The sequence below is a fragment of the Chelatococcus daeguensis genome (genome assembly GCF_001887265.1).
Lineage (GTDB): Bacteria > Pseudomonadota > Alphaproteobacteria > Rhizobiales > Beijerinckiaceae > Chelatococcus_A > Chelatococcus_A sambhunathii.
In genome coordinates, this window is sequence record NZ_CP018095.1 from 458457 (window position 1) to 483062 (window position 24606).

A 24606-nucleotide genomic window follows, 5' to 3' on the forward strand; every position below is an offset into this window, starting at 1 on the left:
AGGGGTGGTTCGCAGCATCAGTGCCGGAAGTGGCGGTGGCCGGTAAAAACCATGGCGAGGCCTGCCTCGTCGGCCGCTTTGATCACCTCGTCGTCGCGCATGGACCCGCCAGGCTGGATGACGGCCGTGGCGCCGGCCTCGGCTGCGGCGAGTAGCCCGTCGGCAAAGGGAAAGAAGGCGTCGGAGGCGACGACCGAGCCCTTGGCCAGCGTCTCGGGAAGACCCGCCGTCTTCGCCGCTTCCGCCGCTTTCCAGGCCGCGATGCGCGAGGAATCGACGCGGCTCATCTGGCCGGCGCCGATGCCCACCGTGGCGCCGCCCTTGGCATAGACGATGGCGTTCGACTTGACGTGCTTGGCAACACGGAAGGCGAACTTGAGGTCCGCGAGTTCGGCCGCCGTCGGGGCGCGCTTCGTCACCACCTTGAGACTCATGTCGTCGATGACGGCGCTGTCGCGCGCCTGGGCGAGGAAGCCGCCAGCGACCGTGCGCAGGGCAAGCCCGCCGGCGCGCGGGTCGGGCAGGCCGCCGGTCACGAGCAGGCGCAGGTTCTTCTTCGCCGCGACGATGGCAACCGCCTCCTCGCTCGCCTCGGGGGCGATGATCACCTCGGTGAAGATCTCGACGATCTTCCTCGCCGCCTCCGCATCGAGCCGGCGGTTGAGGGCGACGATGCCGCCGAAGGCCGAAACGGGATCGCAGGCGAGTGCCTTCTCGTAGGCGTCGAGGAGGCTCGATCCCTCAGCGACGCCGCACGGGTTCGCGTGCTTGACGATGACGACGGCGGCGGTGCGGGCCGGGTCGAACTCGGCCACGCACTCGAAGGCGGCGTCGGTGTCGTTGATGTTGTTGTAGGAGAGCTGCTTGCCCTGCAGCTGGCGCGCCGTGGAGACGCCGGGGCGCTGCTCCGGCGTGCGGTAGAAGGCGGCCCACTGATGGGGATTCTCGCCATAGCGCATCGGCTCGGCCAGCGCGCCGCCGAGCGCCCGGAAGGCTGGCGCCGTCTCGCCGAGCTGCCCGGCGAGCCAGTTGGAGATGGCAGCATCATAGGCGGCGGTGCGCGCGTAGGCCTTCTGCGCCAGGCGCCGCCGCAGCGTCAGAGTCGTCGCGCCGTCATGCGCCTCGAGATCGGTCAGCACGGCGGCATAGTCGTCGGGCTCGACGACCACGGCGACGTCGTCGTGGTTCTTGGCGGCGGCGCGGATCATGGCCGGGCCGCCGACGTCGATGTTCTCGATGCAGTCGTCATAGGCGGCGCCCTTCGCCACCGTCGCCTCGAACGGATATAGGTTGACGACGAGCAGGTCGATGGGTCCGATGCCGTGGGCGAGCATGGCCGCCTGGTGCTCGGGATTGGCGCGGACGGCGAGGAGCCCGCCGTGTACGGCCGGGTGCAACGTCTTGACGCGCCCGTCCATCATCTCGGGGAAGCCTGTCACGTCCGAGACATCAGCCACGGTGAGGCCGGCGTCGACGAGCGTCTTGCGCGTGCCCCCGGTCGAGACGAGGGCGATGCCCCGGGCCGCGAGCGCGGCGGCGAATTCGACGAGGCCCGTCTTGTCGGAGACGGACAGGAGGGCGCGGGTGACGCGCCTGACTTCACTCGGCATTACGCGATGTCCTTCGGCATTCTGGCTCCCGGCAGCCGGCCGCAGAGCCTTCTGCCGGCGCCGTCGCCCCGGCGCTTAGCACGAATGCGTCGCCGACAAAACGCGGATGCGGGTGCGAGGCGCTGTCAGATGCCTCGGAGGGGCAGCGGTTCCTCGTCCGGGCGGGCGGCCGAGCGCCTTGCGTCTGTGCTGTTGTGGCGGCCGATGCGCTGGAAGGACCACCGCACCGCATGGGTTTCGGCCGCATCGAGCGAGAGCACGATCTGTTCGGTCCGGCGCGTGCCGTCCGGGGCGGCGAAGAAGACGCTTTCCTCGATGGCAAGGGGCACATGTTCGGCCTCGAAGGTCCAGGCCTCGCCATCGGGCAGAAGCAGCATCACCGCCTGCCCGCTCTGCAGCCGGCTGGCGCGCACGGAAGGGTGGAGGTGGAAGCGGATGGTGACATCCGTCATGCCCGGCGTCGGATCGATGAGGATGAAGGTGTCTTCGCCCGCGAGTTGCTCGCCGCCGGCGGCGAGGCGCAGGCGGCGCTCGTGCACGATGCCGAAGCGCTGCACGTAGCCGTCGTGCGCCGCGACGAGAATGACGTCGCCGTCCTCGTCCTTGCGCGACACCGGCACGTCCTGCGGGCCGGAGAGGATGGGCGCGCCGATCCATCGGCCGAGGCGGGCGCCGAGCGACAGGTCGTCGCCCGCTCCGGCAAAATGGCAGGAGGAAGCATCGTGCACCGTCGCCGTTGAATGGGCGGCGGTAGAACGCGTGGCGATCGGAACCGGCCCCGTGCCGCGCGGCGCGCCGCAATTGACCACGATACGGCAGAAGCCGGCCGTCAGCTCGAAGGAGAGGCAGCCCGCATGGGCTTCGCCCGAGAAGGCGGCGGGCGGCGGGCCGCCGGTGTCGGCGATGACCACCGTGCCACCGGCCTGCAGCCGCTCGTAGCCGCTGTGTGGCGCGTGCTCCATGCCCTGCGCGCGGGCATCGTCATAGACGAGGAGGGTCGCGATGAGATCCGGCGCCGTGCCGCCCATGCCGTTGAACAAGGCAATGGAGCCGTCCCCGTGCCGGAAGAGGCGCAGCATTGGCATCATGCGATCGATGGCGCGCAGGAGCGGCGCCGGCGGCTCGACGCTGCGCGCCGCATAGGTCTGGCGCAGCGGCAGGAGATCGGCAAGGAGGTCGATCAGGACGCGCGGGTTGCGGCTGACATGGCCGCCGTCGGGCAGAATCTGGCGCGACAGTTCGTCCGCGAGCGTGCGGCTGACGCCGCGCTGCAGCCGGGCATAGCCGTCGAGGCACAGGCCCGCATAGGCGAGGGCGATGGCCGCGGTCAGCCGCTCCTCGCCGCGCGCGCCGCCGGCGAGCGCCCGCTGCAGCTGACTGACCGAGCGGCCGAGCGCCTTCATCAGCCGCCGGTAGAAGGCATGGTCCGCCCCCTCGAGCAGCAGCGGCGACTGGGTGAGGAAGGCGATGAGCCGGCGCGCGACGATGGTCGGCTCTGCCGCGAGACCGCGCCGGTCATGGCCGCTGGCGAGGAAATCGTCGACGAGCGCACGCGCGTTCGCACGGGCCAGGGCGGAATCGGCGGCACGTAGGTGGCGCAGCCAGCCAAAGCTGTAGAGCTGTTCGGCCCAGGCCCGGCTCGGCGGCGCCGCCTCGAAGGGCGAGCGCCCCTGGGCCTGAACGACGCGGCCAGCGAAGGCGAAATAGCCGGCGTAAATGTCGCCTGCGACGGTCGGATCGGTGGTGCGCAGGTCCTGCGGGGCGATGATGAGGCGGCTCGGCGCCTGACGGCGCACCGGTTGCAGCAGGGCGCGCAGCGAGCCGGTGGCGAGGTTGCGCGCACGCCGAGCGATCTCGCCGAGGGCAAGTCCCATGAGCCGCCACCGATCGGCGCTTCCGGCCACGATCGCTCCCGCCTTGTCCGCGTGCATCGCTTGCGCTTTCGTCAACACTTAGCCCACATAAATTACTGCAGGATGGTTAACGTTTCCGTTCGCGCTCACGTGCCCTTTGACCGTCCCGTGCCGCTGCCGCCTGCTGCTCATGATGAAGCGCGCACGAGCCGCGCGGCGTAGAAGCCGTCGAGGCCGGACAGGCGCGGCTCTGCGCCCGGCAGTGCGTGCGGCAGGGTGCGCAGATCGCCGTCGGCGGTGATGAACTGCGCGAGCCCGCCGATCTCCTCCGCAGCGACCGGCAGGCGCGTGAAGTCGCGATGGCGGTCGAGGAAGGCCGCGACCTGGCGCTCGCCCTCCTCCGGCTCGAGCGAGCAGGTGCAGTACACGAGCCGCCCGCCCGGGCGCACGAGGCTTGCGGCCTTGTCGATCAGCTGCGCCTGCAGCTGCGCGAGCGAGGTGATGTCCTCCGCGCGCTTCGTCCAGGCGACGTCCGGGTGGCGGCGCAGCGTGCCAGTCGCCGAGCAAGGGGCATCGAGCAGCACGGCATCTGCCGCGGGCACGTCGAGGGAAAGCGCGTCGGCGGCCAGCGTCTCGACGGTCAGCGACAGGCGCCGCATGTTTTCGGCGAGCCGTTCCAAGCGCTCGGGTGAGCGGTCGACGGCGAGCACCGAGGCACCAGCGGCCGCGAGCTGCGCCGTCTTGCCACCTGGCGCGGCGCAGAGATCGATGATGCGCTCGCCTGCCTTGGCGGCGATGAGCCGCGCCGGCAGGGCTGCGGCAGCGTCCTGCACCCACCATTCCCCTTCGGCATAGCCTGGCAGGTCCGTCACGGGCACGCGCTGCGGCAGGCGCAGCGAGCCGGTGGGCAGGATGTGGGCGCCGAGCGTCTCGGCCCAGCCGGGAAGGTTGTGCTTCACTGAGATGTCGACGGCGGCCTCGTGCCTGTTGGCGGCCGCGATGGCATCGGCTGTCGCCTCGCCATAGGCCGTCGTCCAGCGCCGCTGGAGCCAGTCGGGCGTATCGATGCGCGGCGCCTCGCCGGCCGCCAGGATCTCCGCCCGCGCGCCGGCCACACGCCTGAGCACGGCATTGACGAGCTTGGCATAGGGGAAGGCGCGCTTGTCCGCCCGTGCCTGGCGCACGGCGAGGTCGACCGCCGCATGGTCGGGCACCTCGAGAAAGAGGAGCTGTGCCGCGCCCCCGATGAGGATTGCCTCGAGAAGCCCGGCATTGCGCGGCAGGCCGCGCTCGAGGAAGCGCTTGAGGCCGAGACGGATGGTGCCGAGCCGCCTCAAGGCGACGGTGGCGATGGCGCGGGCGAGCGCGCGGTCCCGTTGGCCCGCTTCGTCGTGGTGTACGGCGAGCCGCTCCAGCGTCTCGTCGAGCGGCGCGCGCTGGCGCAGCACCGCATCGAGCGCTTCGGCAGCGATGACGCGCGCGGCAAGGCCCGCCGGCTGCGTGGGCCTTATACGCGCGTTGTGAGGGGGACGGGCGGGTTTCAGCGCTCAGCCCCAGGGTCCGCGGGGCCGCTGGCTGCCACCCCAGGGACCGCGCGGCACGTTCCCGCCGGCCGTGCCCAGCCCCATGCGGCGAGCGAGGTCGATGAGGGCGGCGATGCGGTTCTCCGTCGCCGGATGGGTCGAGAACAGGTTGTCCATGTTGCGGCCGCTGAGCGGGTTGACGATGAAGAGCGGCGCGGTGGCCGGGTGGGTCTCGGCGCTCTCGTTGGGGATCTGTTCGACGCCACGGGCGATCTTGCCGAGCGCGCCCGCCAGCCACAGCGGGTTGCCGCAGATCTCGGCGCCGATTCGATCCGCTTCATACTCGCGCGAGCGGCTGATGGCCATCTGAATGATCATCGCGGCGATGGGCGCGAGCACGACGAGCAGGATGGTGCCGATGAGGCCGCCGCCGTTGTTGCGGTTGCCGCCGCCGAAGAAGAGGCCGAACTGCGCGATGGTCGAGATGGCGCCGGCGATGGTCGCCGTGATCGTCATCGTCAGGGTGTCGTGGTTCTTGATGTGCGCGAGCTCGTGCGCCATCACGCCCGCCAGCTCCTCGTAGGAGAGCATGCGCAGGATGCCGGTCGTTGCCGCAACGGCGGCGTTCTCCGGGTTGCGACCGGTGGCGAAGGCATTCGGCTGGGGATTGTCGATGATGTAGACGCGCGGCATCGGCAGGCCGGCGCGCTGGCTGAGCTCCCGCACCATGCGCACGAGCTCGGGCGCCGTGCGCTCGTCGACCTCCTGCGCGCCGTGGGCGGCGAGTGCCAGGCGGTCCGAGTTCCAGTAGCTGAAGATGTTCATCGCCGCGGCGAGGCCGAGCGCAACGAGCATGCCGCCCGTGCCGCCGATGAGAAAACCGACGACGCCGAACAGCGCCGTGAGCGCCGCCAGCAGCAGGCCGGTTTTGAAATAGTTCATCCTTTGCCTCCGTCCGGCACCGGCGGCGCCGATTTGCCGGTGCCAATCGCCGAAATCCCCCTATATGTGGGGGAAGGGCGGCCGGCGCCGCAAGAGGACGTCGCAGGACATGCGGCGCGGGGCCCCGCGATTGCGTGGAGAATGGCGATGGAAAGGATCAAGCCGGCCGGGGTCCCGGCGAGCGAGACCCCGCCCGGGGCGGCGCCGGGCAAGGTCCTGAGCCCGGCCGCGCGCCGGGCGCTTGAGGAGGCGGCGGCGCGCCGCTCCGAGATCGATGCCCGCACACGCGACCTGGCGCGTCAGCGCGAGGTCAACGGTCGCGATGGACCGGAGCCGGTGCGGTACAGCGACTGGGAGCGCAAGGGCATCGCTACCGACTTCTGATCCGCGCGTCACTCCCGATATAAGACAGGACACCTATAAAGAGACTGTCTTCCCATATCGGGCATGAAACGCTATAAGAGATGGATGCGATATCCGGCTCCGATCCCTCTGCTTGCTTTCGCTGCCGGAATTGGAACGGCTGCCCTTGTCGGTCAGGGGGTGGAGCGTTCCGAGATCCCGGCCGCGGTGTCTGTGCGCGGCGTGGCGCAGCGCGGTACGTTCGCCGCCGAGGTTCTGCGCGTTGTGGATGGCGATACGATCGAGGCGCGCGTCGCCGTGTGGCCGGGTCACGAGATCCGGACGAAGGTTCGTATCGCGGGTCTGGACGCGCCCGAGCGGGCGGGCCGCTGCCGGGAGGAGCGACGTGCCGCGCAGGCCGCGCACGAAGCGCTGGCGCGGCTTGTCCGTGACGGCGGCATCGTTTTGTCGCAGGTGCAGCCCGACAAGTATTTCGGCCGCGTTGTCGCCCGCGTCTTCGATGCCAAGGATCAGGATGTCGGAGCTCTGCTGCGCGAGGCAGGCCATGCCCGCGCCTATGCAGGCGGGCGCCGCGATTCGTGGTGCAACGGACAGGCGCAGCACCGCGACCCGCCCGTCACGCCGATGAGGCAAGGATGAAAGCAGCTCGCTCCGCGGTCGGCAGCCGCGGTACCTCAATGAGGTCGTAGCCCGTCTCGTCATAGATCCTGACCATGGCGGCATGGGTGCGCTCGGCTTCCTCCAGCGTCTGCCGCCGCTCCGCATCCTGCGTGAAGATCTCCGGCCAGGGCGGGCAGATGAAGACGCGCCTATTGTAGCGGCAGCATGCGATGGCTCGCTCGAGATGCGCCGGCCGGGCGAGGCCGACGAGGTCGAGATAGCCTGCGATGTCCGGGATGCCGCGGTCGAAGAAGACCAGGCCATCCCCGTTCAGATGGCGGCGATGGGCGGCGAGGTCGTGCGCCAGCATGAGCTCGGCATAGAGCGCCGGGTCTGCGGACGGCAGGGCCGGCCCGCCGATCGCCTGCTGGTTGCGGATGATGGCGCGGCCGGCTTCGGGCGAGACCGTATGGCCCGCCGCCGCGAGCGCGGCAAGCAGGGTCGTCTTGCCGGAGCCGGGCCCGCCGGTGAGCACGAAGAAGCGATCGGTGGCGTCGTTCGCCATGGCAGTCCTCATGGATGAGAGGGGAAAAGGCGCGCACGCGCGCCACGGCGGCGCTGCGCCGGGGTGAGCAATGTCAGGGGAGAGACGGAAGACTACGGCGTTTGCGCCGGGCGGGGCAAGCCCGCCGCCAGAGGAAATTCGTCTCGGAAACTCGCCCCGAAAATTCGTCCTGAAAATTCGTTCTGGCGGCGAAGCGTGATTCACTTTCCGCGCAAAGGCTATAACGTGCGCCGACTCGGGTAATGAGGGGACGGCATGGTGACGCGCGAGGCTGAAGGGGTGGACAAGCGGCTCGATGCCGCGCGGCGACTGCTGCGGCACGTCGGTGACAGGCTGGGCGCCGACCTCTCCGTCAGGCTGTGGAACGGTGAGACGATCCCGCTCGGGCCCAAGGCGAACGGCGATCTCGTCTTCTCCATTGCGGCGCCGGAGGCCGTGACCCGCCTCGTGCGCTCGCCCCGGCTGACGACGCTGGTCGAGCTTCTGGCCGCCGGCGACATCGACCTGCACGGCGGTACGCTGCTCGACGTCGCGGCGCGTCGCGGCGAGGCCAATACCAAGGGCCTCCTGAAGCGGCTCGACAAGGGGCTGCTCGTTCGCTCCCTGCTGCCGTTCCTCTTCGGCCGGGCGCAGAAGCCGGCCGGCAGCCATGCCTATCAGGGCGCCCAGGTCGACAAGGACGCCGCCGGCCGCGACAACAAGGCCCTCGTGCAGTTCCACTACGACCTGTCGAACGCCTTCTACGGCCTCTTCCTCGATCCCGAGATGCAATATTCCTGCGCCTATTTCCCGCGCTGGGACGTCGGCATCGAGGAGGCGCAGAAGGCCAAGCTCGACATGATCTGCCGCAAGCTGCGGCTGAAGGAAGGCGAGCGCTTCCTCGACATCGGCTGCGGCTGGGGCGGCCTCGTTTGCCACGCGGCGCAGCATTACGGCGTCGCGGCGCACGGCGTGACGCTGAGCGAGGCACAACTCGCCTTCGCGAAGGAGAAGATCGCCCGCCTCGGCCTTCAGGACCGGGTGACGGTGGAATTGAAAGACTATCGCGAGCTCACCGGCAGCTTCGACAAGATCGCTTCCATCGGCATGTTCGAGCATGTGGGGCTCGACAACCACGGTGCCTATTTCACCAAGATGCGCGAACTCCTGCGCCCGCGCGGCCTCCTGCTCAACCACGCCATCACCCGCCCGGCCAAGAAGTCGGCCCGCGCCTTCCGCAGGAAGCGGCCGGAATATGCAGCCATCGTCAACTACATCTTCCCGGGCTCGGAGCTCGATCACATCGGCGGCTCGGTGACGAGCCTCGAGCGCTATGGCTTCGAGGTGCATGACGTCGAGGCTTGGCGGGAGCATTATGCGCGTACCACGCGGCTGTGGTGCGAACGCCTCTACGCCAACCGCGAGGCAGCCGAGCGCGAGGTGGGAGCAGCGAAGACGCGGCTGTGGCTGCTCTACCTTGCCGGCGTCTCGCTCGGCTTCGAGCGCGGCACCATCGGCATCTTCCAGACGCTCGCCTCCCGCCGCGCCAAGGGCCCCTCGGGCCTGCCGCCGACGCGCGAGGACCTTTACCGGTAAGGCTGCCGCAAGCGCACGCGTTGCCCGAACGCATCGAGCGCGAGCGGAATGCGACCTCCCCACCCGCCCTGGCCATCCACGCCTTTCAGCCTAGCGCCGGCGTCGCCGGCGTCGACGTCCGCGACGAGCGCGGGGATGGAGGGGGAGGAAACGGGACGAAGAGCGTCGCCTGCGCGGGGGGCCTCGCCGACGTCCGGCCCGCTACGGCAGCACGACCACCGGCGTGCCGACGGTGACGCGGTCGAAAAGGTCGATGATATCGGTGTTGTGCATGCGGATACAGCCGTAGGACGCGAACCGGCCGATGGAATCGGGCCGGTTGGTGCCGTGGATGGCATATTCGTCGCCGGTCAGCGTCAGGGCCCGCTCGCCCATCGGGTTCTGTGGCACGCCGCCGGGGATGACGTCCGGCAGGTGCGGGTTGTCGCGCTTGACCTCGGCCGGTGGCGACCAGGCCGGCCGCACGTATTTGCCGTCGATATGGGTAATGCCGCGCCATTGCTTGCCCGGCCTGCCCACTGCGACACGATAGCGCAGCGCGACGCCCTCGCGGGCGACGAAATAGAGCCGGCGCTCTTTGGTGCGCACCACCACCGTGCCCGGCGCATAGCCGGAGAAGGAGACGATCTCCCGGCTCTTTGCCGGCACTGCCAGGAGGGCGAGCGCGACCGAGGCCGCGCCCGCCGCCATCACAATCTTCATCGTCGCCACCCTGTTCGTCTTTTCGCGAACGTCGGCGGCGATTGAAGCCTCACGGCGATGAACGGCTTCTTGCCGGAAACCGGCTTTCGGCCACGAGGGTGAACGGCCGGTTACGTCCGCTGGTTGACGCCGGCGAGGATCACGGCCCCCGAGCCGAAGAAGAGGACGAGAACCGCGAGCCCTGCTGTCTGCGTGCCGCTCGCCTGCGTGGCGACGGCGACCATGGTCGGCGCAAGGAAGGACGTGACCTTGCCCGACAGGGCGAAGAGGCCGAAGAACTCGCCGGCCCGGCCTTCCGGCGCGAGGCGCACGAGGAGGCTGCGCGACGCGGCCTGCATGGGTCCCGCGACGAGGCCGATGAGGAGCCCGAGCCCGAGATAGACCTTCTCAGGCAGGCTGGCATAGAGCCCATCCGCCGGCTGCGGTGGCTCCGCCGGCACGATGAAGAGGACGCGGTCGCTCGATAGCGAGAGGATACCGATGCAGCAGGTGATGAGGACGCCGAGCGCGCCGAGGATGACCGGCTTCGAGCCGATGGCGTCGTCGAGGCGCCCGCCGACGAAGGCGCCGATGGTGCCGGTGATCGTCAGCAGGATGCCGAAGATGCCGATTTCGATGGTGCCCCAGCCGAAGACGCCGGCCGCATAGATGCCGCCAAAGGCGAACAGGGCCACCAGCCCGTCCTGGTAGACCATGTTGGCAAGGAGGAAGCGCATCACCGCGCCGTGCCGCCGCGCGTGGGCAATGGTGTTGGCGAGCGCGCGCACACCCCGTCCGGCCGCTTCGCGAAGGGAGGCTCCCGTCGCCGGTACGTCCGGCGTCAGCAGGAACATGGGCATGACGAAGACGACGAACCACAGCGCGGTCAGCGGCCCTGCCGCCCGGTCCCCTGCGGCGGTCACAGGATCGAGGCCAAAGAGTGGGACGAGGCCCATGAGCGTGCGCCCGGTTTCTGGGCTTCCGGCGAGCAAGCCGAGCGTGACGACGAGCGAGATGAGCCCGCCGACATAGCCGGTAGCCCAGCCGGTGCCGGACAGGCGCCCGAGCTTCTCCGGCGGGACGAGGCGCGGCATCATGGAATTGTTGAAGACCGTCGCAAATTCCGCCCCGATGGTACCGATGGCGAAGGCGACGAGAGCGAGCGGTACGGCGAAGGGCACGCCCGGCGCGGCCCACCAAAGGGCTGCGCTGGCGAGCGCCATCATGGCGCCGAAGGCGGCGATCCAGGGCTTCTTCGGCCCGCTCGCATCGGCAATCGCCCCAAGCACGGGGGACGCAAGGGCGATGGTGAGCCCCGCAAGGCCCGTCGCATAGCCCCACAGCGCCTGCCCTTCGGCCGGGTTGGCGGCGAGGCGCGCGGCGAAATAGGGCGCGAACACGAAGGTCGTGATCAGCGTGAAGAAGGGCTGGCAGGCCCAGTCGAAGAAGAGCCAGGCGACGACCGAGCGCCGGGGCGGATAGGCCCCGGCAAGGCTCGACTCGGGCGGCGCGTCGGTCGTCGCGGCGGTCATCAGCGCTCCAGGATGGTGCTGTCGGGCGCCAGCCGGTCCTGCCAGCCGTGGCGCACGAGTTCGGGATCAAGGTGTTCCTCGCAAGGATAGCCGACGCACAGATAGCCGATGAAGCGCCAGTGTGCCGGCACTTCGAGCGCCGCCGTCAGCTCGCCGGGATCGAGGATCGAGATCCAGCCGACGCCGAGCCCGGCTGTCCGCGCCGCGAGCCAGAAGGTATGGATCGCGGTGACGACGGAATAGTGGAGCGTCTCGGGCATGGTGCGCCGGCCGAGGCCGTGGCCGGTATCGGCGCGCTCGTCGCAGAAGGCGGCGATGTGCACGGGTGCCTCCGCGAGCCCTTCCAGTTTCAGCCGGGTGTAGAGCTGCGCCCGCTCGCCGGCGTAGTCCAGGAGGGCTTCGGCGTTGCAGCGCTCGAAGTTGCTGCGCACCGCCGCGCGCCGGGATGGGTCGTCGACCATGACGAAGCGCCACGGCTGCGCATTGCCGACGGAAGGTGCCTGCGCGGCCAGCGCGAGGAGCGCCCCGATCGTGTCCCTGTCGACGGGCTTCGGGAGGAAACGGCGCACGTCGCGCCGCCAGGCGACGAGTTCTGCGAAGCGGGCGCGAAAGACCGCATCGAACACCGGCGGCGCGGAGCCGCCGACGTCATGATCCGGCTCAGCCACGAGCGAGGTCACCGAGCAGGCTCGCCGCCACCGTCAGCTTCGACAGCGTCAGCCCGGAGGCGGCAATGGTCTCGACGGTGCTGCGGATGCGTGTGACCTCGCTGCCGCGGCGCTCCTCCCAGGCCTCGACGGCTTGCGGTCCCGCGCCGTCGGCGACGATCTCCGCCGTCAGGCGGCGGTGGGCGTCGGACAGGCCGTCGATGGCCCGGTCGAGCGCCAGGCGGTCATAGTAGTCGGCGACCTTGATCTCCCGTCCCTGTGCGGCGAGCGCCCCGAGCCGGAAGATCCCCTCCACGGCGAAATGGGTGGCGGCCACGTCGCGCACCGGCCGACCGGCCAGGGTGGCGACCCGGACGATGTCGGGGCCTTCCGCGAGAACGGGCAGGGCGGCGAGGCGTCCTGCGAGATCCTCAGGCACGTCCTGGGCCACGAGCGCCTCGGCGCGCTCCCTGAGCCCCTCCCGCGCCGAAGCGGGCAGGATGGCGTCGAGACAGGCCGCGATCTCGCCCAGCCCGTCGCGATAGCGCGCAACGACAGCATCGAGATCCTCGCCGGCAAGGTCGACATTGCGGATGAACCAGGCGAGTTGGCCGATCAGCATGTCCTGCAATTCGCCGTAGAGCCTAAGCTGCAGCGCTCCGCTGATCCTGCCGTCGAGGGCGTCGATGGCTGCGTTGAGCTCGGTGAGGCCAAAGGCGTCGCGCGTCGCCGCATAGGCCGTGGCAATGGCCGGCGCGTCGGCGCCCGTCTGGTCGGCGAGCTTCGTCACGATGGTCGGCCCGCCGCGGTTGACGATGGCGTTGGCGAGTTGGGTGGCGATGATCTCGCGCCGCAGACGATGGCTTTCCACCGCGTCGGGGAAACGCTCGCGCACCGGTCCGGGCATGTAGCGCGCCAGCTCGCGGGCGAGATAGGGTTCGTCCGGCACGGCGCTGTCGAGCAGGGCATCGTGCAGGGCGAGCTTGGCATAGGCGAGAAGCACGGCAAGTTCGGGCCGTGTCAGGCCCTCGCCACGCTGCTCGCGCTCGGCAAGGCTCGCATCGTCCGGCAGGTTCTCGACCGTGCGGTCGAGCCGGCCATGCTGTTCGAGCACCTGCATCAGGCGGCGCGCAAAGCCGATCTCGCCCGCTCCATGCCGCTCGGCCAGCGAGAGGGCGAGCGTCTGCAGATAGTTGTTGCGCAGCACGAGCGCTCCCACCTCGTCGGTCATCTCGGCGAGGAGGGCGTTGCGCGCCGCGCGCGTCAGGCGGCCGTCGCGCTCGGGCTGGCTGAGCGCGATCTTGATGTTGACCTCGATGTCCGAGGTGTTGACGCCGGCGGAATTGTCGATGGCGTCGGTGTTGAGCCGGACGCCGCGCCGCGCCGCCTCGATGCGGCCGCGCTGGGTGCAGCCGAGATTGGCACCCTCGCCGACCACGCGGGCGCGGATCTCGCCGCCCGTGATGCGGATGGCATCGTTGGCACGGTCGCCGACGTCCTCGCTGTCCTCCTCCTGCGAGCATACGTAGGTGCCGATTCCGCCGAACCAGAGCAGGTCGACGCGGGCCTTGAGAATGGCATTCATCACCTCGCTCGGAGTTGCCGTCTCCTTGTCGAGATCAAGGAGAGCACGCATCTGCGGCGACAGCGGGATGGCCTTGAGAGAACGGGAGAAGACGCCGCCGCCTTCCGAGATCAGGCTCTTGTCGTAGTCCTGCCAGCTCGAGCGCGGCAGGTCGAACAGCCGCTTGCGCTCGGCCCAGGAGACGGCCGGATCGGGATCGGGATCGATGAAGATGTCGCGGTGGTCGAAGGCGGCGACCACCTTGAGCGCCCGCGACAGTAGCATGCCGTTGCCGAAGACGTCGCCCGACATGTCACCGACGCCGACGACCCTGACGGGCTCGCTCTGGATGTCGACATCCATCTCGCGGAAGTGGCGCTTCACAGCTTCCCATGCACCCCGGGCGGTGATGCCCATGCCCTTGTGGTCGTAGCCATGGCTGCCGCCGGAGGCGAAGGCGTCGCCCAGCCAGTGGTGGTGGGCTTCCGAGAGGCTGTTGGCGATGTCGGAAAAAGTGGCCGTGCCCTTGTCGGCGGCAACCACGAGATAGGGGTCGTCGCCGTCGTGGCGTACGGTGTCGGCCGGTGGCACGACGGTTTCGCCGTCGAGATTGTCGGTGAGGTCGAGCAAGGTGCCGACGAAGATCTTGTAGGCCTCAGTGCCTTCGGCGAGCCATGCCTGCCGGTCGCTCGCCGGCGGAAGGCGCTTGGGCACGAAGCCGCCCTTGGCCCCGACCGGTACGATCACGGCGTTCTTCACCTGCTGTGCCTTGACGAGGCCGAGCACCTCGGTGCGGAAGTCCTGCGGCCGGTCGGACCAGCGTAGGCCGCCACGCGCCACCTTGCCGAAGCGCAAGTGCACGCCCTCGACCCGCGGGCTGTAGACGAAGATCTCGTAGAGCGGGCGCGGCAGTGGCAGGCCTTCGACGCGGGCGCATTCGAACTTGAAGGCGATGGGGTCGCGCGTCTGCCCATCCGGCCCCAGTTGGAAGAAGCTGGTGCGGACTGCCGCCTCGATCAGGTTGACGAAGCGGCGCAGGATGCGATCGTCGTCGAGGCTCGTGACCGCGGCCAGCATCTCCTCGATTCTGGTCCGCTCGGCCGCGCAAACCTCGGCGCGCGTCGCCTCGTCGCCGCGCGGGTCGAAGCGAGCGTAGAACAGGCGGATGAGCGCGAGCGCGATCTGCGGCTGGCGCGCGAGCGCGGCGGCGATGTAGTCTTGGTCGTAGGGAACACCGATCTGCTGCATGTAACGGCCGAAGGCGCGCAGCATGGCGACGTCGCGCCAGTTGGCCCCGGCCTCCAGGACAAGCGCATTGAAGCCGTCCGATTCGGCCGCGTCGCGGAAGACGGCCATGAGAGCGGCTTCTAGCGGACGCTGCAGGGCGTCGATGTCGATCGGGCCGCCGGCGCTGCGCTCCAGCGCCATGTCGTGCAGCCATACCTGGGCGCTCTTGGGCTCGCCGTCCGGCAGGACGCGATAGGTGCGCTCGTTGACGACCCGGAAGCCGAACCGCTCCAGCATCGGCACGCGCTGCGACAGGGGCATCGGAGCACCACGGGCGAAAACCTTGAGATTGGCCCGTTCCTCGCCATCGCCCTCACGCCGGTAGAGGTCGACCGCACGCGGCCGCCGGTTCGACAGGCGCTCAAGAATGCCAATATCCTTCAGCACCGCCTCGCCGGAGAAGGCCTCGCGGTAGGCGGCGCTGAAGGCCTCCGCATAGCGCTGGGCCGCGACGCGCGCCTTGTAGCCGCCGACGGTGTTCTCGAGTGCGCTGCGCAGGGCGTCGGCCCAGGTGCGCACGATGGCCGTGATACCGGCTTCCAGGGTTTCGCGGCTGACGTCCGGCGTCTTGCCCTCGTCGCGGCCGATGATGTAGTGCGTGCGCGCCAGCGGGCCTTCCGGATAGCTCGGATAGGCGGCGGAGACGCGCCCCTGGTAGGTCTCGGCGAGGAACTCGCCCACCCGCCGGCGCACGGACGTGTCGTAGCGCTCCTTCGGGATGAAGACGAGCACGGAGACGAAGCGGTCGAATTCGTCGAGCCGGGCAAGAGCGCGCACGCGCGGGCGCTCGGTCAGGTGCAGGATGTCGAGCGAGAAGCGGTAGAGCGTCTCGATGTCGACCTGGAACAGTTCGTCGCGCGGATAGTCCTCGAGGACGTGCATGAGCGCGCGGCCGGAATAGCTCGCCGGGTCGAAGCCGGCGCGCTGGATGACCTGCGCCACCTTGTGCCTGAGGTAGGGGATGGTGCGGGTCGAGCCGGTATAGGCATTGGCCGTGAACAGCCCGACGATGCGCAGCTCGCCGGCGAGCTCGCCCTCTTCCGAGAACAGCTTGACGCCGATGTAGTCGAGATGGGCCCGGCGGTGCACCCGGCTCTTGACATTCGCCTTGGTGATGATGAGCGCCACCGGCCGGGCGAGGAAGGCCGTGATCTCGGGGCTCATGACGACGAGCTCGCGCCCGCGGCGCAGCACGCGCACCTCCGGATCGCGCAGGATGCCGAGCCCGGTGCCCTCGATCGGTGCCGAGCCCGCCGCGTCGCCGCCGGCGAAGCCATATTCCCGGACGCCGAGAATGGTGAAATTGTCCGCCGCGATCCACTCGAGGAAGCGGACCGCCTCTGCGACCTCCTCCGCCGGCAGGGGCGGCGGATTGATCTTGTAGGCCTCGGCGGCGCCGGCGAGGCGCCCCCGCATGGCGCTCCAGTCGCGCACCGCCCGCTCGACGTCGGTGTAGACCGACTCGAGCCCCTGGGTGAGCCTGAGGCGCACCGCCTCGTCGTCGATTCGCGGCAGGTGGATATGGATGAGGCTCTCGCGCCGCGCACCGCGTGGTGCCCCGGCTGCTGCCTCGCCGGCAAAGCGCAGGAAGGCGCCGTCTTCGCCACGCTCCACGGCGAGGATCGGGTGGGTGACGAGATAGGGCTCGTATCCCTGATCGACGATCTCGGCGAGTGTCGAATCGAGGAGGAACGGCATGTTGTCGTTGATGACCTCGACGACCGTGATGTCGCGGCGATGGCCATCGCGCTCGATCTCGTGGTCGATGAGGCGCACGTCATGCCGGCCGGCCGGGCGCGGCTCGGTCAGGTGCCGGTAGGACGCGACGGCCAGGGCGGCGAGGCTTGCCACGGGATAGTCGGCAAGATCCTCGAGGGCGGCGCGTCCGATCAGGAGATCGACGAAGCCGGGTGGCAAGACCTCACCCATCGCATCGAGCGCTTCTTCAATGGCTTTTACCAGTCCGGCCCGTTTGTCGGCCGCAGCGAGCTCCATCATCGTCCTCCCGACAGCGTCGAAGCTGCTCTTCCTTAGATCATGTCGTGGACAAATGCAGCCTTGCGGCCGACATTCTCGGCATGGCCGGACGCCGCACAGGCAATTGCGGCAGCGGGAAATACGAGGGAGGAGATGCGCGCATGACGAGAGTCGATCGGCACGAGGAGAAGCCGGCCCCCCAGGACGCGGAGCCGGCGCCGACGGCGTTGTCGCTGGCACCGGGGGAATTGTCGCCGTCGATGCAGGCCTATTTCGCAAAATGCGAGGAGAAGCTCGGCTTCGTGCCCAATGTGCTTGCCGCCTATGCGCACGACAATGCCAAGCTCGAGGCTTTCGCCGCCTTCCACAACGACCTGATGCTGGCGCCGTCCGGTCTCAGCAAGCTGGAGCGGGAGATGATCGCCGTCGTCGTTTCGAGCATCAACCGCTGCTACTACTGCCTGACGGCGCACGGGGCAGCGGTGCGCCTGCTCTCGGGGGATCCGGTCCTCGGCGAAATGATGGTGATGAACTACCGCGCGGCGGAGCTCTCCCTGCGCCAGCGGGTGATGCTGGACTTCGCCGCGAAGCTGACAGAACGGTCGCACGAGATCGGCGAGGAGGACCGGCAGGCGCTGCGCGATGCCGGCTTCGACGACAAGGCGATCTGGGACATTGCCGCCGTCGCTTCCTTCTTCAACATGTCGAATCGCATGGCTTCGGCCGTCGACATGCGGCCGAACCGCGAATATCACGCCCAGGCACGCTGAGGGCCTCCGTGCCGAGAGGCTCTCTAGGACCGGGCGTCGCAGCCGAATCGCCTCGCGGCGGGGGCGGGCAAAAGAATAGGGCCGGTGCGGGGACACCGGCCCTAGTTACTCTTACACGGAACCGAGTGGTCCGGCATCTCGTCCACCCCGGGGGGCTGGGGGGCTGACTAGATCCAGGGCGGCGAGCGCCGGACCATCGAGGCAACGTGCTTTTTATCGCCCCGCACTAGGGCGCCTGATTGACGGCTCTGCGGCCAAATTGTGGTTTTTCTTTCAGATTTGCCTGCATCGCTCAGCGATCTGGTTGAGGCCCGCGATGAGGCTTGCGCCGGCCCGGCGGCGGCCGCATCATGACGGATGCATGACGCAGGCAGGCGGCCCGCATGCTCTCCTCGCCGAGCCGGACGGAGGTCATGAGCGAAACGGAGACGAGCGATCCCTCTTCCGATCCCTTTCGCACCGGGGGCGGAGCGGCCATTGTGCCCTTCACCCCGCGGCGAAAGGATGAGGAACCTTCTCCACCGCACGGGCACCACATCTCGTCCCCGGCGCCGCGCGCGGCCAACGTCGTCTCGTTTGATGCGCGCGAGCTCAGGGAGATCCTCAATGTCTACGGGCGGATGGTGGCGCTCGGCGAATGGCGCGACTACGCGCTCGACTTCCTGAAGGACAGGGCGGTGTTCTCGGTCTTTCGCCGAACGAGCGAGGTTCCCCTCTACCGTATCGAGAAGGATCCGCAACTCGCCCGCCGACAGGGCGCCTATAGCGTCATCTCGGCCTCGGGACGCATCCTGAAGCGCGGGCACGATCTTACCCGCGTTCTGCAGGTTCTCGACAAGCCCGTGCGGCTGGTCGCCCGCTAGAGCCGGATCGCCGCGACGCCGAAGCGACCATCAAAAAGAAAGCCCCGACGCGCAGCCGGGGCTTTGTCGCTTGCGACCGTCGCCGCGTTCATTCGCGCGACTGGCCGAAAAGCTGCAGCAGCATGACGAACATGTTGATGAAGTCGAGGTACAGCATCAGCGCGCCGAGAATCGACTTGCGGGCGGCAACGTCGCTCTCGTCGAGCTCGTAGTACATCTCCTTGATGCGCTGCGTGTCCCAGGCGGTCAGGCCGGCGAAGACGAGCACACCCACCACCGAGATGGCGAACTGCAGGGCGCTCGACTGCAGGAACAGGTTGACCAGCATGGCGATGATGAGGCCGAAGAGGCCCATGACCAGGAAGGAGCCCATCGCCGAGAGGTTCTTCTTCGTCGTGTAGCCGTAGAGGCTCAGTGCGCCGAAGGCGGCGGCCGTGATGAAGAACACGCGCACGATGGACGCGCCCGTGAAGACGAGGAAGATCGACGACAGCGACAGGCCGACAAGTCCCGCGTAGACGAGGAACAGTGCCCGCGCCGCACCCGGCTGCATGCTGGCGATGCGGAAGCTGAGAAAGAACACAGCCGCAAGCGGCGCCAGCATCACCACCCACTTCAGCGGGCTTGCGAAGATGGCGTAGCCGAATTGCGTCAGCATGATGCCGCCGCGCATCTGCGCCACGGCTGCCGACGGGTCGTTTGTCACTGCGAGCATGAAGGTGCCCAGGGCAGCAAGACCGGTGACGGCAAGTCCCAGCACCATGTGGTTGTAAACGCCCAGCATGAAGGCCCGCAGGCCCTGGTCGAGCTCTGCGGTCCCGGCCCGGGCGACACCCGTGCCGTAGGCATAGGTGTTGCGGTTCAGATCGGACATTTTTCCCTCTCGAAGCTAAATCACGCCAACGATGCGCGCCGAAGGCCGCACTTGTACCGAAATATGGGCTCAACAGGCCCGCCTTACAAGGCTGATTCGGTGGCCGCGCATGGGAAAGCGGCGCCGGGGAATGCCGCGGGCGGAGGGCTTGGGGACGAATTTCCTCCGCGGCCATGCGCCTCAAAGGTTGCGCAGATAGGGTGCCGGCTTCTGGCCGAGGATGCGCCACGTGCCGGCAAGCCCGAGGCCGATGGTGACGACGATGGCAAGCAGCGCCGCGGCGAGCGCGCTGCCCGGCTCGAAGGTGAATGACAGGCGCATGACGCGCGTCACGATGACATAGGCGCTGATCGTGCCGGCGATGAAGCCGAAGAGGGCGGTCGCGCTGCCGAGCGCACCATATTCGAGGCTGAAGGCGCTGATCAGCCGCGCGCGCGTCGCTCCGAGCGTCTTCAGGACGACGGCATCATGCAGCCGGGTCTGATGGCCGGCGGCCAGCGCTCCGCCGAGGACCAGCAGGCTCGCCGCCAGCGCCACCGAGCTCGCCGCGCGCACGGCGATGGCGAGCTGGCTGACGACGTCGTTGACGGCATCAAGCGCGTCGCGCACGCGCACGCTCGTCACCATTGGGAATTCCTTGGCGAGCGCCCGCATCACCGCACCTTCGTCGACGCGCTTGCCCACCCCGTTCGCGGTGAGCGTGGCAAGATGCGTATGCGGCGCGCCGGCGAAGGTATTGGGCGAGAACACCATGACGAAATTGATGCCGAGCGTGCGCCATTCCACTGTGCGCAGGTTGGCGATCCTGGCCTCGATGTTGCGCCCGAGCACGTTGACGACGAGCCGGTCGCCAATGGTGAGGTCGAGTTCCTGCGCAAGCTCCCGATCGAAGGAGACGAGCGGCTCGCCCGCGTAATCGGCCGGCCACCATTCGCCGGCAACGACGGTCGAGCCCTCGGGTGGCTTTGCGGCATAGGTGAGGCCACGATCACCTTCCAGCACCCAGGCGGCCTCTTCCGGCGCCTTGTAGTCGCTTGCCCGGATGCCCTTCAGCGAGACGACGCGGCCGCGCATCATGGGCACCCGCTCGACCGTTCCCTGCGGCGCCTCGCGGGCTAGGAAGGCCTCGAAGCGGTCGGCCTCGCCGTTCTGGATGTCGAGGAAGAAGAAGCTCGGCGCCTGGGCCGGCAGGGCGCGCGTCAGTTGCCCGCGGATATTGGCGTCGATCATCGCGAGCGCGACGAGCAGCGTCACGCCGAGGCCGAGCGACAGGACGAGCGAGGGCGTCAGCGCACCCGGCCGATGGATGTTGGCGAGCGCGAGGCGGGGCGCCGTGCGGCGCGGGCGCGGCAGGCGGCGGGCGAGCGCCATGAGGCCGAGCGCGACCAGCCTCAGCAGCAGGAAGGCACCCGCTGCGGCGGCGATGAAGATGAGCGCGACGCGCCGGTCGTAGGCGAAGACGACGGCGACTGCCACCAGCGCCGCGACGGCAGCGAGGCTCGCGAGCCGGTAGCGCAGGCGCGGCCCCTTCGCGGCAGGATCCACCTCGTCGCGGAACAGGGCCGAGACCGGCACGTCGTGCGCCCGGCCGAGCGGGCCGAGCGCGAAGGCAAGCGCCGTGAGAAAGCCGTAGAGCGCGGCGACGGCGAGTTCGAGCGGGGCCAGCCCCGGCGTCAGCGGCAGGGGTAGCAGGCTTTTGGCCGCATGGGCCACCGCGAAGGGCATCGCCGCGCCGACGGCGAGCCCGATGGCGATGCCGACAGCGGCAATGATCATGACCTGGGTCAGGTACACGGCCACTACCTGTCCGCCCGGCGCGCCGAGGCTCTTCAGCGTGGCGATGGAATGCAGCTTGCGTTCGACAAAGGCGTTCACCGCATTGGCAACGCCAACTCCGCCGACCATGAGGGCGGTGAGACCGACCAGGGTGAGGAACTGCGTGAAGCGCTCGATGTTGCGGGCGAACTGCGGCGAGGCGTTGTTGCGCGAGCGGATCTGCCAGCCGGCGTCGGGTAGGCGCTGCCGCGCCTCGGCTTCGAGGCGCTCCAGGGCGCGCTCGCCCCCGCTCGCGCCGGGCAACGCCACGCGGTAGGTCCAGCGCACGAGGCTGCCGGGCTGCACGAGGCCGCTCGCCGCGAGCCCCTCCTGCGACATCAGGAGCCGCGGGCCGAAGCCGACGCCGGCCGCGATCTTGTCCGGTTCCGAGACGAGGCGCGCCCGGAGCGCGACGCGGGCGTTGCCGAGGCTGACGACGTCGCCGACCGCAAGGCCGAGGCGATCGAGCAGGACCGGATCGACGAGAGCCCCGTAGGTGCCGTCGCGCTCGGCGAGAAGCTCTTGCACCGATGCGGCCGGCTCGCTCTCCACCGCCCCGATCATCGGATAGGCCCCGTCGACGGCCTTGACCTCGACGAGGGCGGATTCGCCTGTATCCGCGATGGCCATGGCGCGCAGGGTGGCGATGGCGGAGACGCGCCCCGCGCCGTCGAGGAAGGCGCGCTCCTCAAGGCTCGCCTCGCGCTGCACGAGGCTGAAGGCGAGGTCGCCGCCGAGGATACGACGCCCCTCCACGGCGAGGCCTTCGGTCAGACTGCGGGAGACGGAGGAGACGCCCGCGATCGCCGCAACGCCGAGCGCGATGCAGGCGAGGAAGACGCCGAAGCCGCGCAGGCCGCCGCGCAGCTCCCGCAGGGCGAGGCGCGGCACCAGCGGCAGACGTGGAGCGGGGTGTGATGCGGGGGCGCCGACGAAACCGTGCATGGCCATCCTCACGCGCTCACGGGCGCGTCGTCCGGCACGACGGTGCCGGAGCGCAGCCGCACGACACGGTCGCACTGCTCCGCGAGGCCCATGTCGTGCGTGACAAGGACCAGCGTCGCACCCCTGTCGCGCTTGAGCGCGAAGAGAAGGTCGACGATGCCGCGCCCGGTGCGCTCGTCAAGGTTGCCGGTCGGCTCGTCGGCGACGAGGATGGCCGGGTCGGCGACGATGGCGCGGGCGATGGCGACGCGCTGCTGCTCGCCGCCCGAGAGCTGGGATGGATAGTGATGCAGCCGCTCGCCGAGCCCGACGGCCGCAAGCTCCGCCTCGGCCCGGGCGAAGGCGTCGGGCGCATCGGCGAGCTCGAGCGGCAGAGCGACGTTCTCGAGCGCCGTCATGGTTGGCACGAGATGGAAGGACTGGAAGACGATGCCGACGTTGCGGCCGCGGAAGCGGGCGAGCGCGTCTTCGTCGAGCCGGGCGAGATCCTTGCCGGCGACGGTCACGGTGCCGCTGTCCGGCCGCTCGAGCCCGGCCATGGTCATGAGCAGGGTGGACTTGCCGGAGCCTGACGGGCCGACCAGGCCGACGGCCTCGCCGCGCCGCACGCCGAGCGATACGCCTTTGAGGATGTGCACGCGCGCGGCGCCACGTCCGAGGCTCAAATGGACATCCACGAGGGAAATGACCATATCGGCTGGTGGGGCCAGATCCGTCGCGCTGTCCATCAATCGATCCGTAGAGGCTGAGGGGTGGGAGAACACCCCGTCATATGGGACCTTGTCAGGGATGATCAAACGTCTTCGTCGCACCCTGCCGCTCGCTCTCCTTCATGTGATGCTGGTCCTTGCCGCGACCGGTGGCGTGCTTGCCGAGCCGCTGCGTCTCGTCGCCCTCGGCGACAGTCTGACGGCCGGCTACGGCCTGCCGCAGGACGCGGCCTTTCCCGTCGTTCTCGAGAAGGCCCTGCGCGAGCGGGGCATGGAGGTCGAGATCGCTAATGCTGGTGTCTCCGGCGACACCGCATCGGGCGGCCTCGCGCGGCTCGACTGGTCGGTGCCGGAGGGGACCGATGCGGTCATCCTGGCGCTCGGCGCCAACGACATGCTGCGCGGCGTATCGCCCGACGTGACGCGCGAGGCGCTGGAGGCGATCGTCACGCGGCTCAAGGCGCGCAACATCCCCGTGATGCTGGTCGGCATGGTGGCCGCGCCGAACCTCGGCGAGGATTACAGGCGCCGCTTCGACGCTATCTATAAGGATATTGCGGCGCGACACGGCCTTGTGTTCTATCCTTTCTTCCTCGAAGAGGTGGCGGCCATCCCCGGCCTCAACCTTCCAGACGGAATGCACCCCAATGCCGAGGGCGTGAAACGCATCGTCGCGCGCATGCTGCCGACGGTCGTGCGGTTCGTGTCCTCCCTGCCTCCCCGCGGCTGACCGGCCGCTTTCTCTTGCAAGGGCCAGACGCGGCGGCATGGCGCCGCACGATGAGGACTGCCTTATGAACTACCGCAAACTCGGCCGCACCGATCTCATGGTCAGCGAACTGTGCCTCGGCACCATGACCTGGGGCGAGCAGAACACCGAGGCTGAAGGCCATGCGCAGATGGACTATGCCGTCGAGCGCGGCATCAACTTCTTCGACACAGCCGAGCTCTATCCCATTCCCCCCAAGGCCGAGACGCAGGGTGCCACCGAGCGCATCATCGGCTCCTGGTTCAAGGCGCGCGGTAACCGCGACAAGATCATCCTCGCCACCAAGGTGGTCGGCCGCACCCACATGGATTGGTTCCGCGACGGCAGGCGCAAGGGCGAGCTCAACCGCGCGCAGATCGAAGAAGCGGTGAACAAGAGTCTCAAGCGGCTTCAGACCGACTATATCGACCTCTATCAGCTGCACTGGCCGGACCGGGCGGTGACCCAGTTCGGCTCCAACCCGACCATCTTCCGCGCCGCCGAGGGGCCCGAGAACCCGATCGACGAGATTCTCGCCGTGCTCGGGGACCTCGTGAAAGCGGGTAAGGTCCGCCACATCGGCCTCTCCAACGAGAGCGCCTGGGGCACGATGACCTTCCTTCATCACGCAACCGTGAAGGGTCTGCCGCGGGTGCAGTCAATCCAGAACGCCTATTCGCTGGTCAACCGCACCTTCGAGGTCGGCCTCGCCGAGATCGCCATGCGCGAAAACGTCGGCCTTCTCGCTTATTCGCCGCTTGCGCAGGGCTATCTCACCGGCAAGTACCGCGACGGTGCCTTGCCGCCGGGCAGCCGCAAGCAGCTCTTCGACCGGTTGAAGCGCTACGAGAAGCCCGGCGCCGCCGAGGCAATCGACGCCTATGTTACGCTGGCTGCAGAGCTCCGTCTCGATCCGGCCCAGATGGCGATCGCCTTTGCCACCAGCCGCCCCTTTGTCACGTCGACCATCATCGGCGCGACGACGATGGAGCAGTTGCGGACCGACATCGATGCGCTCGACGTGACGATCACCGAGGAGGTCGAGGCCCGCATCGATGCGATTCATCAGCGCCAGGGCAATCCCTGTCCCTGAGGCCGAAGCCTCGGAGCCAGCCGACGTGCGCCCGTCCCGCTCTGGACAGGGCCGGGCGGGCGCGCGATC

At 69.0% G+C, this 24606-nt stretch carries 19 protein-coding genes; 7 read left to right on the forward strand and 12 right to left on the reverse strand.

The annotated features are described in order from the left end of the window. Positions 1–17: 17 nt before the first annotated feature. From purH to htpX, 4 genes are all read right to left on the reverse strand, one after another. A complete protein-coding gene (gene purH / locus BOQ54_RS02120) occupies positions 18–1610 on the reverse strand; it encodes a bifunctional phosphoribosylaminoimidazolecarboxamide formyltransferase/IMP cyclohydrolase (protein WP_071923154.1) in 1593 nt (530 codons plus the stop codon). A 125-nt stretch (positions 1611–1735) separates the two neighbouring features. Beyond that, positions 1736–3541, reverse strand: coding sequence for a heparinase II/III family protein (locus tag BOQ54_RS02125; protein ID WP_055459816.1), 1806 nt, complete (start codon positions 3539–3541; stop codon positions 1736–1738). Positions 3542–3651: 110 nt separating this feature from the next. Next, complete coding sequence (locus tag BOQ54_RS02130) at positions 3652–5007, reverse strand: RsmB/NOP family class I SAM-dependent RNA methyltransferase (protein WP_346348317.1); 1356 nt, start codon at positions 5005–5007, stop codon at positions 3652–3654. A 3-nt stretch (positions 5008–5010) separates the two neighbouring features. After that, positions 5011–5928: a zinc metalloprotease HtpX gene (gene htpX / locus BOQ54_RS02135; RefSeq protein WP_071923155.1), complete on the reverse strand. Its 918-nt coding sequence runs from the start codon at positions 5926–5928 to the stop codon at positions 5011–5013. Positions 5929–6075: 147 nt separating this feature from the next. On the opposite strand from htpX, the gene BOQ54_RS02140 reads away from it, so the two are divergent. Together BOQ54_RS02140 and BOQ54_RS02145 are read left to right on the forward strand one after the other, a co-directional pair. Next, positions 6076–6312, forward strand: coding sequence for a DUF1674 domain-containing protein (locus tag BOQ54_RS02140; protein ID WP_055459813.1), 237 nt, complete (start codon positions 6076–6078; stop codon positions 6310–6312). A 63-nt stretch (positions 6313–6375) separates the two neighbouring features. Further along, a complete protein-coding gene (locus BOQ54_RS02145; RefSeq protein ID WP_071923156.1) occupies positions 6376–6930 on the forward strand; it encodes a thermonuclease family protein in 555 nt (184 codons plus the stop codon). Here the strand turns inward: BOQ54_RS02145 and BOQ54_RS02150 are convergent. Next, positions 6908–7456, reverse strand: coding sequence for an AAA family ATPase (locus BOQ54_RS02150; RefSeq protein WP_071923157.1), 549 nt, complete (start codon positions 7454–7456; stop codon positions 6908–6910). The two genes, BOQ54_RS02145 and BOQ54_RS02150, sit on opposite strands and share 23 nt — an antisense overlap. A 255-nt stretch (positions 7457–7711) precedes the next feature. Between BOQ54_RS02150 and BOQ54_RS02155 the strand changes: the two genes are divergently transcribed. Beyond that, positions 7712–9031, forward strand: a complete 1320-nt coding sequence (locus BOQ54_RS02155; protein ID WP_063188130.1) for an SAM-dependent methyltransferase — start codon at positions 7712–7714, stop codon at positions 9029–9031. 201 nt (positions 9032–9232) lie between these two features. On the opposite strand, the gene BOQ54_RS02160 is transcribed toward BOQ54_RS02155, so the two are convergent. The 4 genes from BOQ54_RS02160 to BOQ54_RS02175 all read right to left on the reverse strand — a co-directional run bounded on the left by BOQ54_RS02160 (position 9233) and on the right by BOQ54_RS02175 (position 16737). Further along, positions 9233–9733 (reverse strand): L,D-transpeptidase, encoded by a 501-nt coding sequence (locus tag BOQ54_RS02160; RefSeq protein WP_083585874.1) that lies wholly within the window; start codon positions 9731–9733, stop codon positions 9233–9235. Between the two features lie 110 nt (positions 9734–9843). Then, the gene (locus BOQ54_RS02165) at positions 9844–11244 is read right to left on the reverse strand and encodes an MFS transporter (protein WP_063188131.1); all 1401 of its coding nucleotides are present in this window, start codon (positions 11242–11244) and stop codon (positions 9844–9846) included. Continuing rightward, positions 11244–11924 (reverse strand): 5,6-dimethylbenzimidazole synthase, encoded by a 681-nt coding sequence (bluB, locus tag BOQ54_RS02170; RefSeq protein WP_245316267.1) that lies wholly within the window; start codon positions 11922–11924, stop codon positions 11244–11246. The genes BOQ54_RS02165 and bluB overlap by 1 nt, the downstream gene beginning before the upstream one ends. Beyond that, complete coding sequence (locus BOQ54_RS02175; RefSeq protein WP_071923158.1) at positions 11905–16737, reverse strand: NAD-glutamate dehydrogenase; 4833 nt, start codon at positions 16735–16737, stop codon at positions 11905–11907. The genes bluB and BOQ54_RS02175 overlap by 20 nt, the downstream gene beginning before the upstream one ends. 143 nt (positions 16738–16880) lie before the next feature. Here BOQ54_RS02175 and BOQ54_RS02180 point away from each other — a divergent pair, with 143 nt between their 5' ends. Then, positions 16881–17489 (forward strand): peroxidase-related enzyme, encoded by a 609-nt coding sequence (locus tag BOQ54_RS02180; protein WP_071923159.1) that lies wholly within the window; start codon positions 16881–16883, stop codon positions 17487–17489. 413 nt (positions 17490–17902) lie between these two features. Continuing rightward, a complete protein-coding gene (locus BOQ54_RS02185) occupies positions 17903–18352 on the forward strand; it encodes a DUF2794 domain-containing protein (protein ID WP_186438016.1) in 450 nt (149 codons plus the stop codon). 88 nt (positions 18353–18440) lie between these two features. On the opposite strand, the gene BOQ54_RS02190 is transcribed toward BOQ54_RS02185, so the two are convergent. The 3 genes from BOQ54_RS02190 to BOQ54_RS02200 form a co-directional block, all read right to left on the reverse strand. Then, positions 18441–19226 (reverse strand): Bax inhibitor-1/YccA family protein, encoded by a 786-nt coding sequence (locus BOQ54_RS02190; protein ID WP_055459806.1) that lies wholly within the window; start codon positions 19224–19226, stop codon positions 18441–18443. 180 nt (positions 19227–19406) lie between these two features. Next, the gene (locus BOQ54_RS02195; RefSeq protein ID WP_071924368.1) at positions 19407–21986 is read right to left on the reverse strand and encodes an ABC transporter permease; all 2580 of its coding nucleotides are present in this window, start codon (positions 21984–21986) and stop codon (positions 19407–19409) included. 8 nt (positions 21987–21994) lie between these two features. Beyond that, positions 21995–22714, reverse strand: a complete 720-nt coding sequence (locus BOQ54_RS02200; RefSeq protein WP_071923160.1) for an ABC transporter ATP-binding protein — start codon at positions 22712–22714, stop codon at positions 21995–21997. Between the two features lie 61 nt (positions 22715–22775). Here BOQ54_RS02200 and BOQ54_RS02205 point away from each other — a divergent pair, with 61 nt between their 5' ends. Then, positions 22776–23426, forward strand: coding sequence for an arylesterase (locus BOQ54_RS02205; protein WP_055459804.1), 651 nt, complete (start codon positions 22776–22778; stop codon positions 23424–23426). 64 nt (positions 23427–23490) lie between these two features. After that, complete coding sequence (locus BOQ54_RS02210; protein WP_071923161.1) at positions 23491–24537, forward strand: aldo/keto reductase; 1047 nt, start codon at positions 23491–23493, stop codon at positions 24535–24537. Positions 24538–24606 lie beyond the last annotated feature (69 nt).

Excerpts from the sequence above, each read along its gene's own strand:
- BOQ54_RS02125 (WP_055459816.1), bottom strand. The coding sequence starts at position 3,541 with ATGCACGCGGACAAGGCGGGAGCGATCGTGGCCGGAAGCGCCGATCGG.
- BOQ54_RS02180 (WP_071923159.1), top strand. The coding sequence starts at position 16,881 with ATGACGAGAGTCGATCGGCACGAGGAGAAGCCGGCCCCCCAGGACGCG.
- BOQ54_RS02150 (WP_071923157.1), bottom strand. The coding sequence starts at position 7,456 with ATGGCGAACGACGCCACCGATCGCTTCTTCGTGCTCACCGGCGGGCCC.
- purH (WP_071923154.1), bottom strand. The coding sequence starts at position 1,610 with ATGCCGAGTGAAGTCAGGCGCGTCACCCGCGCCCTCCTGTCCGTCTCC.
- BOQ54_RS02200 (WP_071923160.1), bottom strand. The coding sequence starts at position 22,714 with ATGGACAGCGCGACGGATCTGGCCCCACCAGCCGATATGGTCATTTCC.
- BOQ54_RS02155 (WP_063188130.1), top strand. The coding sequence starts at position 7,712 with ATGGTGACGCGCGAGGCTGAAGGGGTGGACAAGCGGCTCGATGCCGCG.
- BOQ54_RS02165 (WP_063188131.1), bottom strand. The coding sequence starts at position 11,244 with ATGACCGCCGCGACGACCGACGCGCCGCCCGAGTCGAGCCTTGCCGGG.
- BOQ54_RS02210 (WP_071923161.1), top strand. The coding sequence starts at position 23,491 with ATGAACTACCGCAAACTCGGCCGCACCGATCTCATGGTCAGCGAACTG.
- BOQ54_RS02185 (WP_186438016.1), top strand. The coding sequence starts at position 17,903 with ATGAGCGAAACGGAGACGAGCGATCCCTCTTCCGATCCCTTTCGCACC.
- BOQ54_RS02205 (WP_055459804.1), top strand. The coding sequence starts at position 22,776 with ATGATCAAACGTCTTCGTCGCACCCTGCCGCTCGCTCTCCTTCATGTG.
- BOQ54_RS02175 (WP_071923158.1), bottom strand. The coding sequence starts at position 16,737 with ATGGAGCTCGCTGCGGCCGACAAACGGGCCGGACTGGTAAAAGCCATT.
- BOQ54_RS02190 (WP_055459806.1), bottom strand. The coding sequence starts at position 19,226 with ATGTCCGATCTGAACCGCAACACCTATGCCTACGGCACGGGTGTCGCC.
- BOQ54_RS02140 (WP_055459813.1), top strand. The coding sequence starts at position 6,076 with ATGGAAAGGATCAAGCCGGCCGGGGTCCCGGCGAGCGAGACCCCGCCC.
- BOQ54_RS02160 (WP_083585874.1), bottom strand. The coding sequence starts at position 9,733 with ATGAAGATTGTGATGGCGGCGGGCGCGGCCTCGGTCGCGCTCGCCCTC.
- BOQ54_RS02145 (WP_071923156.1), top strand. The coding sequence starts at position 6,376 with ATGAAACGCTATAAGAGATGGATGCGATATCCGGCTCCGATCCCTCTG.
- htpX (WP_071923155.1), bottom strand. The coding sequence starts at position 5,928 with ATGAACTATTTCAAAACCGGCCTGCTGCTGGCGGCGCTCACGGCGCTG.
- BOQ54_RS02195 (WP_071924368.1), bottom strand. The coding sequence starts at position 21,986 with ATGCACGGTTTCGTCGGCGCCCCCGCATCACACCCCGCTCCACGTCTG.